Source organism: Paraburkholderia terricola (assembly GCF_900142195.1).
GTDB classification, from domain to species: domain Bacteria; phylum Pseudomonadota; class Gammaproteobacteria; order Burkholderiales; family Burkholderiaceae; genus Paraburkholderia; species Paraburkholderia terricola.
On the sequence record NZ_FRAB01000028.1, the window covers coordinates 43,127 to 56,182 of the forward strand.

Consider the following 13,056-nt stretch of genomic DNA (forward strand, 5'->3'; position numbering starts at 1 on the left):
ATCCCACGTTTGTATCGCGTCGGTGTTCGGGAGCGCTTTGCTGTTCGATTTCGGTTATGTCGGGCCGGCGGTCTCTGTGCGCGCTGTGGGCCGCAGGGCTGATTTCATCGAGTGCGGGTTGGTGACGAAATTCGCCGCGGGCGTGACCGGCGGCTTTGGTTTTGGCTTTGGCTTCCGCTTCGCGCTTGCGGCGAGCGCGTTCTTCGCGTTCATGCGCGTGATGGGACGAGGCTGAGCGCAAGGCTCGGTGCTCGCCCGACCCCTTCGGCTAGTTCGGCCTCTTCGACCCGTTCGACCCCTTCGGCTAGTTCAACCCCTTCGACTAGTTCGAACCCTTCAGCTAGTTCAAACCGCGACATCTCAAGCCGACTCACTCAACGCCGGCTCCCTCACGATCTGTTCGAGAATCGCCTGCATCAAGCCCGGAAAGCGGGCGTCCAGTTCCGCGCGCCGCAGCGAATTCTGATGCACGGTGCCGGCGACGCGCGTGCGTACCAGCCCCGCTTCACGCAGGATCCGAAAGTGATGGGACACGCTCGACTTGGGGCGCCCGCCGTCGAGCTCGCCGCAGGTGGCTTCTTCGACCAAGGCGAGCCGCCGGACGATATCGAGCCGGGCGGGGTCGCTGAGAGCATGGAACAGCCGTCCGAGCGTCAAGTCCTCGGCGGCGGGATGGTTATAGGTGCGCATTGTGCAGATGGTAAAGGTTTCTGCGATACTCATAGTTCGATGTTTATCGAACTACCGTACGAGCTTATACACAGGAGTTTAGCCCGATGTCCGCATTGTTTCAGCCCTACAAGCTCAAGGACGTCTCCTTGCGCAACCGCATCGCCATTCCGCCGATGTGCCAGTACACCGCCGAAGACGGTCTGATCAACGACTGGCACCGCGTGCACCTCGCCGGTCTCGCGCGCGGCGGCGCCGGCCTCGTGATCGTCGAGGCCACGGCGGTGTCGCCCGAAGGCCGCATCACGCCGGGCTGCGCCGGCATCTGGACGGACGAGCAGGCGCAGGCCTTCGCGCCGGTGGTCGCGTCCATCAAGGCGGCGGGCGCGGTGCCGGGCATCCAGATCGGTCACGCGGGCCGCAAAGCCAGCGCCAATCGTCCGTGGGAGGGCGACGACCATATCGCCGAGGGCGACAGCCGCGGCTGGCAGACCATCGCGCCGTCGGCGATCGCGTTCGGCGGCAATCTGCCCAAGGTGCCGAAGGCGATGACGCTCGACGACATCGCCCGGGTTCGCGAAGACTTCGTCGCCGCAGCACGGCGCGCGCGCGACGCGGGCTTTGAATGGCTCGAACTGCACTTCGCGCACGGCTATCTGGGCCAGAGCTTCTTCTCGACGCACTCGAATCAACGCGACGACGCGTACGGCGGCAGCCTCGAAAACCGCAGCCGCTTTCTGCTGGAAACGCTGGCGGCGGTGCGCAAGGTGTGGCCGGAACATCTGCCGCTGACCGCGCGCTTCGGCGTGATCGAGTACGACGGGCGCGATGAGGAAACGCTGGCGGAGTCGATCGAACTGGCGAGGAATTTCCGGCGCGAAGGGCTGGACATGTTGAGCGTGAGCGTCGGCTTCTCCACGCCGGGCGCGGCGATTCCGTGGGCGCCGGCGTTCCTCGCGCCGATCGCCGAGCGCGTGCGCCGCGAGGCCGGGATTCCGGTGTCGTCGGCGTGGGGTATCGATACGCCGGAACTGGCGGACCGCTCGGTGAAGAACGGGCAACTGGATCTGGTGATGGTCGGCCGAGCGCATCTGGCCGATCCGCACTGGCCGTATCACGCGGCGCGCAAGCTCGGCATCGAACGGCCTTCGTGGACACTGCCGGCGCCGTACGCGCATTGGCTCGAACGATACGCGGTGGCGTAAGCCGGAGCGCAAATCGCTTGCCGGGGCGTGACTGCACGCGGCCGCATGGGATGCCCGTTCATGGCTCCGGCGCTGTCGTTCGCTAATAAGCGGAGCGCGATATAGGTTCGCCCCGAGGGATACGAGAGCGCAAAAAAGCGCGCGGCGCAGTGAGGTTCGCTTCGCTGCGCCGCGCGCTTTTGCCGCTTAAAACTATCGCTGGGGACCAGCCGCTTAGACCCACCGCCCAAACCCATCGCTGAAACCCATCACTCAACCCACCGCGCTTCACAACCGCTCACGATGCTCCGTCGAAGGCCTTCGAATGACGCTTTCGATGATCGGGCAACCGTGGGATCGTTGATCGTAGTCGAGCTCATTCGCACGTGAAACACCCTTGATCTCATGCGTTCTGTTTTGTACGCGCCGGCAGCGAAACGAAGTATGGGCGAGCCGCTCGTCGAACTCCATTCAACAATTATTTCGCGCGATGTCATCGCGCAAGCGGCTCCGGGCATCACTTCAGGGCGAGCTTGATGATGCAGCCAAGAACGAAGATGAGTAGGGCGGCGGCAACGGCCATGTTCAGTGGGTAGCGCATTCTTCTTCACCCAGGCACTAACGTTAAAGTGCTTTCATCGTCAATCACCTGACGGAAGATGAAAAGTGGGCAGTGAAGCGGCTATGTGGGACAGCTAACGCTGCGCGCCGAACGGGCTGCGCAGCGTGTTGGCGGGAGCGCTTCCAGTTTGCGCCTGGCTCGTTTCAAGGCGTTGCCGTGGACGCCGCGCTGACGCAAACAGGCTGCGGCACGGTTCCGGCGCAACCTCATCGCGCATGTTTTCTCACTGCGATTGAGCCGGCGGCTGCATCGCTGGCGGCATGCCGCGCGGCAGCTTGTTCGCCGCGGCGAGATCTTCCGCGAGACTGGTGCGCAGCGTCGCGATCGCCTGGTCAGGATTGGCGGGCTTCAACTGCTCGCGAGCCAGCGAGTCGTACACGAAGTGACGCAGCATCGGATCTTGCGTCTTGTTCAATACCTCGTGATACACCGCAATGATGTCGGCTTCGCGGCCGGTCATGGCATACAGGCGGCGCAACTGCTCCAGGTCATTGATCACCGCGAAGCCAGGACCGATCGGTCCCATCATCGGACCCATCGATCCATGCGGCGGGCCGTCGCCGCGCTCCGTCTTGCCATGCGCAGGGGTGAACATGGCTGGCGGCGGTGAGGCTTCCTCGGCAAGCGCGGCCGTCGCCGACACGGTCAACAGGGCGGCCAGTGCCGCGCTCGCAAATCTCTTGTTCATGATGTCGCTCCCTCTGGACAGCGTCGACGCAACAGTGCGTCGGCATGGGAGCAACGATAAGCGACGTGCCGGTTTGCCGGGTTACCAAAGCGGCGCCGATCGCTTACCGAACCTTGCATGCGCGCAACCGCAACCGCAACCGCAACCGCAACCGCAACCGCAACCGCGAATGCCGTGAAGCGCGCGGCATCGAGGCCAGGGTGCGCCCGCTGGCGCAATCATCCTGGATGGCGCATGATTGAAGCAATGTGCCGTCCGACCCCACAACGTTCACGCGTCGGCGGGGCGCGCGGCGCACACGATGCCATCGGTGCATGCGTGAGAGAAGCACATCGCGGCGATGCACCGCGGGCGAGTACTCAACCGTGAAGGAGGATTTCGCATGGACCGACCTGACGCCGCCAATCCGTTTGGCGATTTCACCAAAATGCTGGAGCAGTTCAAGCTCCCCGGCTTCGACGTACCCGCCATCATGGAAGCGCGACGCAAGGACGTGGAAGCACTGGTTCAGGCGAATCAGACGGCCTTCCAGGGCATGCAGTCGCTCGCGCAGAAACAGGCCGACATGTTGCGCACCACGCTGAGCGAATTGCAGTCGCTGACGGGGCAGTTGTCCGCCGGCGGCGCGCCGTCGCCGAAAGCGGCGGAGTTGATCCAGCAGAGTCTGCACAAGTCGCTCGCCGACATGCAGCAACTCGCGCAAGCCGCCTATCAGACGCAAGCCGAGTCGTATGCGGTGATCGCGAAGCGCGTCGAGGAAAATGTTGCGGAGCTCAAGTCGCTCCTCGAGCAGCAGAAAAAGTAGCCGGCGCCCGCGCGTTCGATCGCGTCGACATCGTGAAGAAGGTAAGCCGATGCCGCGGATAACTCCGAGTTGTCCGCGGCATTTTTATTGGGCGAAACGATTCATGTCGCCGCTTTCGTGTCGCATGAAAGGCTTCGCATGAAGGCGTCTCTTTGGCCTAGCTGCGCCGCGCTGTCCGCTTGGGCCGTGTTCCCTTGACGGCGGCGGCGTCTTCCGATTGCAACGGCGGTGCCGCCAGTACGGAAGCTTCGGACACTACCGCTCGATCCGCTGCCTGCACCACGATCGTCGGCGCGACCGGTTCCGCGTTCGACAGCGGCGTTGCCGGCTGCTTTGCCGAAGGCAATGGCAATGGCAACGGCGCATGCGGCGCGACCGTCCGCACGTCCGTCCGCACCACAGCCTGCGTCACCGGCTGCGCAGCAGTTTGCGTCGCGGACGGCGCTGACGGCGGCGTGGCCTTCGTCGGCGGGGCCGCCGCTTCGCGCGGCTGCGACTTGTCGCCGGCCTCCGCGATCACCCGATGCACGAAGCGCAGCTTTCCCACCACCGGCGCGGCCAGCGTGAACGGGTAGCCATCCGGCATGCCGAGGCTGCGGTTCAGGCTGTTCAACGCATACGTGAGCGGAAACCAGCGCTTCATCAGATTATCGAAGCTCGCGTCTTCCACCGGCGTGCGGTCGGTCAGGGTCGGTTCGCTCGGGTCGTCGGGCAGCAACGCGACACCGTATGACGTCGCGGTGTCGAGCACGTCGACGATCAGCATGTAATGCGCCCACGTCTCCGCCCAGTCTTCCCAGGGATGCATCGTGGCATACGCGCTGATGTACGACGCCTGCCATTCGGCCGGCGCGCCGTCGCGATAGTAGGCGGTGAGCGACTCGCCGTAATCGGCGCGCTCGTCGCCGAACAGCTTGCGATACGGCTCGATCCAGCGCGGGTTGTTCTCCACGAGCTGGCTGAAGTAGTAATGGCCCGTCTCGTGACGGAAGTGGCCGAGCAGCGTCCGGTAAGGCTCGCCCATCGCGCTGCGGATTTTCTCGCGGTAGGCATCGTCGGCTTCGGCGATGTTCAGCGTGATCAGGCCGTTGTCGTGGCCGGTCATCACGCGCGAACCGTCGTCGCTGTCCTCGAGGAATTCGAAGGCGAGCCCCCGTTCGGGATCGGTCTCGCGCGATTTGACGTCGAGGCCGAGCGCGGCCAGCGTGTAAAGCAGACGCCGCTTGGCCACCTCCAGCCGATACCAGTAGAGCCGGTTTTCCGGCGCGCTCAGATTCGGAATCGTGCGGGTTAGCTGACAGGCGCGGCACAGCGTGTCCGGCGAGTCGGCGGGGATCATCCAGTTGCAGACGTTTTCGACGGCGTAGTTGTGGCACTGGCGGAACAACGCACCTTCGGCGCCCGGATGCAGACTGCGCCAGCGTCCCTCGCCGGCGTCCTCGAACGCGCTGATCTCGGCCAGTTCAGGCACGTAGCCCAGCAACGCCTCGCAACGTTCGCAGCGAACGTTTTCGTAGAAGACGAGATGCGAGCAGCGGTTGCAGTGGAAGGTTTTCATGGGTCGAGCCCGAGTAGTGAGTGGCGGTCATGGTGAGCATGGCGTGCTTTGGCCGCGGGCGGCGCGCGGCGGCCGCGGCGCTTCTCGAGCGTCGCAATCGTCGTACCGCATTTGCCACAGGTCACTGCTTTAACGCACATTACGTGCATGATCGTGCATCGGCGCTGCGCCGCTTTGGTGCGCCGCCTTGTAAAAGGCAGTGGAAAGACGCGCTGTTCGATCGACCGGACGATCGGCGCACGCGGCAAACTTTGCAGCAGGCTGTCATCCGGAGCAAAGCAGACGGTTCGCGCGGTTTTTCGCGCTTGTTCCACAAACGGCATGAAGCTTGCTTTTTGGCGGGCTGCCATCCTTCGTCCAGGAGTCCGTGTGTCCATACGCGTCGCGTTGAATCATGTCACACATTACCGCTACGACAGGCTGGTTTCGCTGTCGCCCCAGGTCGTGCGTCTGAGGCCTGCGCCGCATTGCCGGACCCCCATTCTGTCTTATTCGATGCGGGTCGAGCCGGCCGAGCACTTTATCAACTGGCAGCAGGACGCGTTCGCCAACTATCAGGCGCGGCTCGTCTTTCCCGAGAAAACGCGCGAATTCAAGGTGACCGTGGACCTGGTCGCCGAGATGGCCGTCTATAACCCGTTCGATTTCTTTCTGGAACCATCGGCCGAGCAGTTTCCCTTCGACTATTCGCCCGACCTCGCGTTCGAACTCGCGCCGTACCGCGTCAAGCGCGCGATGACGCCGCGCTTCAGGGAATTCGTCGCGAGCATCGACCGCACGCCGGCAGGCACCGCCGACTTCCTCGTCGCGCTGAACCAGCGGCTGCAACGCGAGATTCGCTACCTGATCCGCATGGAGCCCGGCGTGCAGACGCCCGAGGAGACGCTGGTGAGCGCGGCGGGGTCGTGCCGCGATTCCGGCTGGCTGCTGGTCGAGACGCTCAGGCAACTGGGGCTGGCGGCGCGCTTCGTGTCCGGCTATTTGCTGCAACTCGCGCCGGACGTCAAATCCATCGACGGCCCGAGCGGCACCGAAGTCGACTTCACCGACCTGCACGCGTGGTGCGAGGTGTATCTGCCGGGCGCGGGTTGGATCGGGCTCGATCCCACTTCCGGCCTGCTCGCCGGCGAAGGGCACATTCCCGTCGCCTGCACGCCCGAGCCCGGCAGCGCCGCGCCGATCTCCGGCGCGGTCGACGAGTCCGAGGTCGAGTTCGAGCACACCATGTCGATCGAACGCGTGCTGGAGACGCCGCGCGTCACCAAACCGTTCAGCGACGACGTATGGAGCGACGTGCTGAAGATGGGCGCGCAGGTCGACGAACGCCTCGCCGAAATGGACGTGCGCCTGACGATGGGCGGCGAGCCGACCTTCGTCTCGGTGCGCGACCGCGACGCCGCCGAATGGAACGCCGACGCGCTCGGCCCGACCAAGCGCAGCTACGCGGTCACGCTGATGGAGAAGCTGCGCTCGCGCTACGGCGCGAACGGCTTTCTGCATACCGGCCAGGGCAAGTGGTATCCGGGCGAGCAGTTGCCGCGCTGGGCGATGTCGCTGTACTGGCGCGCCGACGGCGAGCCGTGCTGGCAAGACGCCACGCTGTTCGCCGACGAACGCGAGCCCGGCACCTATACCGCCGACGACGCGAAACGCTTCCTCGCGCACCTGGCCGCGAAGCTGGAGCTCGACAAGGACTGCATCCACGCCGGTTTCGAGGACGTCTGGTACTACCTGTGGCGCGAGCGCCGCTTGCCGGTCAACGTCGATCCGCTCGACGCGCGACTCGACGACGAACTGGAGCGCGTGCGTCTGCGGCGCGTATTCGACGCGGGCCTGGGCGGCGCGACCGGCTATGTCCTGCCGCTCGCGCGCGAGCGCGACGTGCCGCACGAGCCGCCCCGGTGGGTCACCGGCCGCTGGTTTCTGCGCGACGAGCACATGTTCCTGATTCCCGGCGACTCGCCGATGGGTTATCGGCTGCCGCTCGACTCGCTGCCGTGGGTGTCGAAAACCGACTATCCGTATCAGCACGCGCACGATCCGTTTGCGCCGCCGGTGCCGTTGCGTTCGGCCGCGCAGTTGCGCATGCAGTTCGACGGCGACTCCCGCAAGATGACCACCGCCGACGCGCGGCGCGTGGCGGGGTTGTCGTCATCGGCGGCGGAGTTGTTGAGCGGCATGGCGGGCAGCGGCGCGCTGGGCCATGCAGCCGACGCCGACGCGGCAAACCTGTCGCCGCCCGCGCGCGGCGAGTCGTCGAAGGACACGGTTCGCACGGCGATCTGCGTCGAGGCGCGCGATCCCAAACGTGCCGCCGGACCGAAGGCCGAAGCCGAGACGTTCGGCAGCGGCCGCACGCTCCTGCATGTGTTCATGCCGCCGCTCACCGAACTGGACGATTACCTCGAACTGCTCGCCGCGATCGAGGCCACGGCGGCCGAGTTGCGGATGCAGGTGGTGATCGAAGGCTATCCGCCGCCGCGCGATGCGCGTCTGAAGGTGCTGCAGGTGACGCCGGACCCCGGCGTGATCGAGGTGAACATTCATCCGGCTTCGAACTGGGAGCAACTGGTCGATCACACCGAGTACCTGTACCAATCCGCCGCCGAAAGCTATCTGAGCAGCGAGAAGTTCATGACCGACGGCCGCCATACCGGAACCGGCGGCGGCAATCACTTCGTGCTCGGCGGCGCGACGCCCGCGGACAGTCCGTTCCTGCGCCGTCCCGATCTGCTCGCGAGCCTGATCGCGTACTGGCACAACCATCCTTCGCTGTCGTATCTGTTCTCGGGGCTCTTCATCGGGCCGACCAGCCAGGCGCCGCGTATCGACGAAGCCCGCAACGACCAGGTGTATGAACTGGAAGTCGCGTTCCGCGAATTGCAGCGGCAGATCGATCTGCTCGGCGGCCGCGACAGCGCGAACCTGCCGGCGTGGATGATCGACCGCTCGTTGCGCAACATTCTGATCGACGTGACGGGCAACACGCACCGCAGCGAGTTCTGCATCGACAAGCTCTATTCGCCCGATGGCCCGACCGGGCGCCTCGGCCTGCTCGAATTGCGCGGCTTCGAAATGCCGCCGCACGCGCGCATGAGTCTCGTGCAGCAGTTGCTGCTGCGCGCGCTGGTGGCGCGCTTCTGGCACACGCCGTACACGCAGCGGCTCACGCGCTGGGGCACCGAACTGCACGACCGCTTCATGCTCGGCACCTTCGTGAAGATGGATTTCGACGACGTGCTCGACGAACTGAACCGCGCGGGCTTCGCGTTCGACAGCGGCTGGTTCGCGCCGCACTTCGAATTCCGCTTCCCGCTGGTGGGCGAGGCGACGGTGAACGGCGTCTCGCTGACGATCCGCAACGCGCTCGAACCCTGGCACGTGATGGGCGAGGAGGGTTCGCCGGGCGGCACGGTGCGTTACGTGGATTCGTCCGTTGAGCGGCTCGAGGTGCGCGCGCTTGGTTTGAACGATAACCGCCATGTGCTGACGGTCAACGGCGTGCCGGTTCCGTTGCAACCCACTGGGCGCGTCAGCGAATATGTGGCCGGGGTGCGCTTTCGCGCGTGGTCGCAGCCATCGGCGCTGCATCCGACCATCGGCGTGGATGCGCCGCTCACGTTCGACCTGGTCGATACATGGAGCGGCCGCTCGGTCGGCGGATGCCAGTATCATGTCGCTCATCCGGGCGGGCGCAACTACCAGACCTTCCCGGTCAACGCTTACGAGGCGGAAAGCCGGCGGCGTGCGCGGTTCTTCGCATCGGGGCATACGCCGGGGCCGCTCGCGGTCGATACGCCGCAGCGCAGCCTCGAGTTTCCGTTCACGCTGGACCTGCGCTATTGGTAACCTGGTAGACTGACACGCCGCGGCATATCCAGCACGCCGCGGCACACTAAAGAACGACACGACCTTGGCCTTTCAATCGACTTTTCCCTTCGAAACGTCCGCGGCGCGCGCGGACGCTTCGTCCTTGCTGCGGCTGTTGCCGGCCCACGAAGGACACTGGGACGAGTTGCGCGACGCGTCGGGCGCCTTGCGCGAACCGTGGCGGCAGTTCTTCGAGCGGCTGGGCGAAGACGGCATCGCGCGGCTCGACGATCACTGCGCGTCGATCGCGCAGCAGATCCGCGATAACGACATCAGCTACAACGTCTACGCGGACAACGGCGAGCCGCGGCCGTGGGCGCTCGATCTGCTGCCGTTCCTGATCAGCGAGGCCGAGTGGGCGCATATGGAGCGCGGCGTGACGCAGCGCGCGCATCTGCTCAATGCGATCGTCGCCGATATCTATGGGCCGCAGACCTTGCTCGAGCGCGGGCAGTTGCCGCCCGCGCTGGTGTTCGGCCATCCCGGCTATCTGCGCTCGGTGAAGGGCTATGCGCCGCCCGGCGGGCAATTCCTGCAAGTGGTGGCGGTCGATCTCGCGCGCATGCCCGGCGGCGACTGGACCGTGATGGCGCATCGCACCGAAGCGCCCTCCGGGCTCGGCTATGCGCTCGAAAACCGGCTGATCGTGTCGGCGCTGTTCGCCGATCCGTTTCGCGCGATGCGCGTGAGCCGCCTCGCGCCGACCTATTCGCAACTGATCGCGACGCTCGCGCAGGCGGCCCAGGCCACGATGCGGCACGATCATGACGGCGCCGAGACGTCGGCGCATATCGCCTTGCTCACGCCGGGGCCGTTCAGCGAAACTTACTTCGAGCACGTGTTTCTCGCGCGTTATCTGGGCGTCACGCTGGTGGAGGGCAAGGACCTCACGGTGCGCGACGACATGCTCTATCTGAAGACGCTCGCCGGTCTTGAACGCGTGCACGTCGTGCTGCGCCGTCTGGACGACGCGTTCTGCGACCCGGTCGAACTGCGCGCCGATTCGAGCATCGGCGTGCCCGGCTTGTTGCAGGTGATGCGCGCGGGCAACGTGATCGTCTCCAACGTGCCGGGCTCGGGCTTTGTCGAATCGCCGGCCTTGCACGGGTTTCTGCCGGGCATCGCGGAAGTGCTGCTCGACGAGGATCTACTGCTGCCGAGCGTGGCGACCTGGTGGTGCGGCGAAGAGGCGGCGCGCGAACACGCGTTCGCGCGCCTGGACGAAGCGTTGATCGTGCCGACGTGGCCGCTCGCCGCGCGCGACGCGCCGCCCGGCATCGAGCACGGCAGGCAGCGGCTTTCGACATGGCGCGAACGTATCGAAGCCATGCCCGACAATTACACGATCCAGCAGTCGCAACGTTTCTCCTGCACGCCGCGTTACGAGGAAGGCACCATTGGCCGCCGTCCGTCGGTGTTGCGCGTCTATGCGATCGCCGACGTGAACGGCGGCTGGCACGTGATGCCGGGCGGCTTCACGCGCATGGCCGCCGAGCGCCAGCCGACGGTCTCGATGCAATACGGCGGCAGCAGTGTCGATACGTGGGTGCTGTCGAGCCAGCCGACCTCGACCTTCACGCTGCTGCCTTCGCCGATGCAGCCCGCCGATCTCGCGCGCAAGCATCGCACCGTGTCGAGCCGCGCGGCGGAAAACCTCTACTGGGCCGGGCGTTATGGCGAGCGCGCGGAAAACAACGTGCGGCTGCTGCGGCTGATTCTCGGCTCGCTGGAAGGCAACGACGCCGACGCGATGTTCCCCACGCTCGTCGAGCTCGCGAATTACTGCGGGCTCGTGCAGTCCGGCGACATGTTCTCGCCGCATTCGCCGCAAGCTTTCGAGCGCGCGCTGGTCGCGAATCTGAGCGAGAGCACCGGCGCGTCGAGCATCGGGCAGAACCTGCAGTGTCAGGCGCGCTCGAATGGTGAAGTGCGCGGGCGTTTGTCGAACGATCATTGGCGCACGATTCTCGCGGCGCGCAACGACTTTCGCGATGCGTTGCACATGCTGATGCCGGCGCCTGGTTTCAGCGGCGGCGCGTCGCAGGGCAATAGCAACGGGTCTAGCAACGGGTCCGGCAACGGACAGGGCAACGGCGGCCTGAATGGCCGCGGCGAACGCTACGATCGTTACGACCGCGTGACGCTGATGAACGCGCTCGAACATCTCTCGGTGCAGTTGTCGGCGATCAGCGGTGCGCAAGGCGACCGCATGACGCGCGACGAAGCCTGGCGTTTGCTGTTCGTCGGGCGGCACATCGAACGCGTGTCGGCGATGACGTCGTTTCTCCGCGTGGTCGCCGATAAGGGGCAGCTCGCGACGCCCGCCGGTTTCGATCTGCTGCTGCAATTCTTCGACTGCACGCTGACGTATCGCTCGCTTTATCCAGGCCGTTTCGAAGTGCCGGCCCTGCTGGATCTGCTGGTGATCGAGCCGACCAATCCGCGCGGTATCTACGGCGTCTATGAGCGTTTGCGCAAGAAGCTCGATGAGATCGCGGTGGCGGCGGGCAGCGTGCGGCATCGTCCGTTCGCGGAACTGATGCCGCACGCCGCGTCGCTGCCGACGCTCGAAGCTCTGTGCGCAACCGATGAAAACGGCGCCTACGTCGAGCTGATTGCGATGTGCGATCAGATCGGCGGTTTTGTCGGCGCCGCCGCGCATGAGATCAGCGCGCGCTATTTCAGTCACGCGAGTACGGTGGCGTCGCAGGTGTGGTCATGAAGCACACGCCGACCGTGCTGTCCGTCTCGCATCGCACGACCTACCATTACTCCACGTATGTGGAAACGGCGCAGCATCTCGCGACCATCCGGCCGATCGCGTGCGCCTGGCAACGCGTGGTCTCGCACGAGGAACGCATCGAGCCGGAACCGTCGTATCTGCATAGCCGGATCGACGCGTTCGGCAACGACGTGCTGTACTTCGCGCTCGATGCGCCGCACGAGCGGCTGCAACTCGTCAGCGAAACGACGGTGGCGCTCATGCCGCGCTGGACCGATCTCGATCCCGATGCGACGCCGCCTTGGGAAGACGTGGCCGACGCGCTGCGCTTTCGCGTGGGCGGACAGTTCCGGCCCGAGGTCGAGTTCTGCTTCGCGTCGCCGAATATCGTGCCGCGGCCGTCGCTGCGCGCGTATGCGTTGCCGAGCTTTGCGCCTGGCACGCCGATCGCCGCGGGGGCGATCGATCTGATGCACCGGATTCACGAAGACTTCGCATACAAACCTTCGGCGACGATGTTCGACACGCCGGCCGAGCGCGCCTTCGAATTGAAGAGCGGCGTGTGCCAGGATTTCGCGCAGGTGATGATCGGCTGCCTGCGTTCGCTCGGTTTGCCGGCGCGCTATGTGAGCGGTTATCTGCGCAACGATCCGCCGCCGGGGCAGCCGCGTTTGATCGGCGCGGATGCGTCGCATGCGTGGGTGTCGGTGCATTGTCCCGAGAGCGGCTGGATCGATCTCGACCCCACCAACGACGTGCTCGCGGATAGGGATCACGTGACGCTCGCGATCGGCCGCGACTACAGCGACGTGTCCTTGCTGCGCGGGATGATTCTCGGCGGCGGCGCGCATCGGGTGGAAGTGGGCGTGACCGTTCTCGCGCTTTAGCCTCTCGCCATACTTCATTTCGGTTCGGCAAGCCGCTTGTCCGCCGCTGCG

At 65.5% G+C, this 13,056-nt stretch carries 10 protein-coding genes and 1 pseudogene; 7 read left to right on the plus strand and 4 right to left on the minus strand.

Annotated elements, in window-relative coordinates:
- The first annotated feature begins 37 nt into the window (after positions 1-37).
- Positions 38-235: a hypothetical protein gene (locus tag BUE39_RS22025; protein WP_073430838.1), complete on the plus strand. Its 198-nt coding sequence runs from the start codon at positions 38-40 to the stop codon at positions 233-235.
- A gap of 125 nt (positions 236-360) precedes the next feature.
- On the opposite strand, the gene BUE39_RS22030 is transcribed toward BUE39_RS22025, so the two are convergent.
- Complete coding sequence (locus BUE39_RS22030; protein WP_073430839.1) at positions 361-690, minus strand: ArsR/SmtB family transcription factor; 330 nt, start codon at positions 688-690, stop codon at positions 361-363.
- An 86-nt stretch (positions 691-776) separates the two neighbouring features.
- Here BUE39_RS22030 and BUE39_RS22035 point away from each other — a divergent pair, with 86 nt between their 5' ends.
- Positions 777-1,874: an NADH:flavin oxidoreductase/NADH oxidase gene (locus tag BUE39_RS22035; RefSeq protein WP_073430840.1), complete on the plus strand. Its 1,098-nt coding sequence runs from the start codon at positions 777-779 to the stop codon at positions 1,872-1,874.
- A gap of 824 nt (positions 1,875-2,698) precedes the next feature.
- On the opposite strand, the gene BUE39_RS22040 is transcribed toward BUE39_RS22035, so the two are convergent.
- On the minus strand, positions 2,699-3,163 hold the full coding sequence (locus tag BUE39_RS22040) for a tetratricopeptide repeat protein (protein ID WP_073430841.1): 465 nt from the start codon (positions 3,161-3,163) through the stop codon (positions 2,699-2,701).
- A 65-nt stretch (positions 3,164-3,228) separates the two neighbouring features.
- Between BUE39_RS22040 and BUE39_RS34915 the strand changes: the two genes are divergently transcribed.
- Positions 3,229-3,405 (plus strand): hypothetical protein, encoded by a 177-nt coding sequence (locus BUE39_RS34915; RefSeq protein WP_159442585.1) that lies wholly within the window; start codon positions 3,229-3,231, stop codon positions 3,403-3,405.
- Positions 3,406-3,545: 140 nt separating this feature from the next.
- Positions 3,546-3,968, plus strand: coding sequence for a phasin family protein (locus BUE39_RS22045; RefSeq protein ID WP_073430842.1), 423 nt, complete (start codon positions 3,546-3,548; stop codon positions 3,966-3,968).
- Positions 3,969-4,461: 493 nt separating this feature from the next.
- Here the strand turns inward: BUE39_RS22045 and BUE39_RS22050 are convergent.
- A pseudogene (locus BUE39_RS22050) lies at positions 4,462-5,526 on the minus strand (zinc-binding metallopeptidase family protein); the annotation flags it as partial.
- Positions 5,523-5,876 carry a hypothetical protein gene (locus BUE39_RS34375; RefSeq protein WP_143031965.1) on the minus strand — a complete coding sequence of 118 codons (354 nt, stop codon included), beginning with the start codon at positions 5,874-5,876 and terminating at the stop codon, positions 5,523-5,525. The pseudogene BUE39_RS22050 and the gene BUE39_RS34375, both read right to left, overlap by 4 nt.
- Positions 5,877-5,895: 19 nt before the next feature.
- Between BUE39_RS34375 and BUE39_RS22055 the strand changes: the two genes are divergently transcribed.
- The 3 genes from BUE39_RS22055 (at position 5,896) to BUE39_RS22065 (ending at position 13,005) form a co-directional block, all read left to right on the plus strand.
- Positions 5,896-9,375, plus strand: coding sequence for a transglutaminase family protein (locus BUE39_RS22055; RefSeq protein WP_073430844.1), 3,480 nt, complete (start codon positions 5,896-5,898; stop codon positions 9,373-9,375).
- 64 nt (positions 9,376-9,439) lie between these two features.
- Positions 9,440-12,118: a circularly permuted type 2 ATP-grasp protein gene (locus BUE39_RS22060; RefSeq protein ID WP_073430845.1), complete on the plus strand. Its 2,679-nt coding sequence runs from the start codon at positions 9,440-9,442 to the stop codon at positions 12,116-12,118.
- Positions 12,115-13,005 (plus strand): transglutaminase family protein, encoded by an 891-nt coding sequence (locus tag BUE39_RS22065; protein WP_073430846.1) that lies wholly within the window; start codon positions 12,115-12,117, stop codon positions 13,003-13,005. Before BUE39_RS22060 ends, BUE39_RS22065 begins: the two co-directional genes overlap by 4 nt.
- Positions 13,006-13,056: the final 51 nt, after the last annotated feature.

Bases quoted from the DNA above. Each gene is read 5' to 3' on its own strand.
- BUE39_RS22030 (WP_073430839.1), bottom strand. From the start codon at position 690: ATGCGCACCTATAACCATCCCGCCGCCGAGGACTTGACGCTCGGACGG.
- BUE39_RS22035 (WP_073430840.1), top strand. From the start codon at position 777: ATGTCCGCATTGTTTCAGCCCTACAAGCTCAAGGACGTCTCCTTGCGC.
- BUE39_RS22040 (WP_073430841.1), bottom strand. From the start codon at position 3,163: ATGAACAAGAGATTTGCGAGCGCGGCACTGGCCGCCCTGTTGACCGTG.
- BUE39_RS22045 (WP_073430842.1), top strand. From the start codon at position 3,546: ATGGACCGACCTGACGCCGCCAATCCGTTTGGCGATTTCACCAAAATG.
- BUE39_RS34375 (WP_143031965.1), bottom strand. From the start codon at position 5,876: ATGGCAGCCCGCCAAAAAGCAAGCTTCATGCCGTTTGTGGAACAAGCG.
- BUE39_RS22065 (WP_073430846.1), top strand. From the start codon at position 12,115: ATGAAGCACACGCCGACCGTGCTGTCCGTCTCGCATCGCACGACCTAC.